A 1,064-nucleotide genomic window follows, 5' to 3' on the forward strand; every position below is an offset into this window, starting at 1 on the left:
CGACAACATCACGGTCGATGCCGAGCTGATCGTGCCGATCGCCATGGAAGAGAAGCTGCGCTTCGCCATCCGTGAAGGCGGCCGCACCGTCGGTGCCGGCATCGTCGTCACCATCAAAGAGTAATTTGGACTTAAACCGATCTGTCGCGGGCGCGGAAGTTGCCCGCGCCGCGCCAGAACAAGGAATTGACGCATGAACGGACAGAATATCCGCATCCGCCTGAAGGCGTTTGATCACCGGGTGCTCGACGCCTCGACGCGCGAAATCGTGTCGACCGCAAAGCGCACCGGGGCCAACGTCCGCGGCCCCATTCCGCTGCCGACGCGGATCGAGAAGTTTACGGTCAACCGGTCGCCCCACGTCGACAAGAAGAGCCGCGAGCAGTTCGAGATGCGCACGCACAAGCGTCTGCTCGACATCGTCGATCCGACCCCGCAGACCGTCGATGCTTTGATGAAGCTCGATCTGGCCGCCGGCGTCGACGTCGAGATCAAGCTCTAAGGGAATGAGAGAGCGGTAAGGGGCGGTGCCCCTGGCCCGGAACTCTAAAGGAATTGAACCGATGCGTTCAGGTGTGATTGCAAAGAAGGTGGGAATGACCCGCATCTATAACGATGCCGGGGAACACGTTCCCGTCACCGTTCTCCAGATGGAGAACTGCCAGGTCGTGGCGCAGCGCACGCAGGAGAAGAATGGCTACACCGCCGTTCAGCTCGGCGTTGGCCTCGCCAAGGTGAAGAACACGTCGAAGGCGATGCGCGGCCATTTCGCGACCGCCTCCGTCGAGCCGAAGGCGAAGCTCGCCGAGTTCCGCGTTTCGGCCGACAACATGATCGATGTCGGCGCCGAGCTGACCGTCGACCATTTTGTCGCCGGCCAGAAGGTCGATGTCACCGGCACGACGATCGGCAAGGGTTTCCAGGGCGTCATCAAGCGCCACCACATGGGTGGTGGCCGCGCGACGCACGGTAACTCGGTGTCGCACCGTACGCACGGCTCGACCGGCCAGCGCCAGGACCCCGGCAAGGTGTTCAAGGGCAAGAAGATGGCCGGCCACATGGGT

At 62.5% G+C, this 1,064-nt stretch carries 2 protein-coding genes and 1 pseudogene; all 3 read left to right on the forward strand.

The features are described 5' to 3' along the window. Window positions 1-124: pseudogene (gene tuf, locus J0I79_RS33880) on the forward strand (elongation factor Tu); the annotation flags it as partial. Between the two features lie 69 nt (window positions 125-193). Beyond that, window positions 194-502, forward strand: coding sequence for a 30S ribosomal protein S10 (gene rpsJ / locus J0I79_RS33885; protein ID WP_006205468.1), 309 nt, complete (start codon window positions 194-196; stop codon window positions 500-502). Window positions 503-563: 61 nt separating this feature from the next. After that, the coding region (gene rplC, locus J0I79_RS33890) for a 50S ribosomal protein L3 (RefSeq protein WP_292870188.1) at window positions 564-1,064 on the forward strand (501 nt) is incomplete at its 3' end.

The sequence above is a fragment of the Mesorhizobium sp. genome, from assembly GCF_017306585.1.
In the GTDB taxonomy this organism is placed as follows: Bacteria; Pseudomonadota; Alphaproteobacteria; order Rhizobiales; family Rhizobiaceae; genus Mesorhizobium.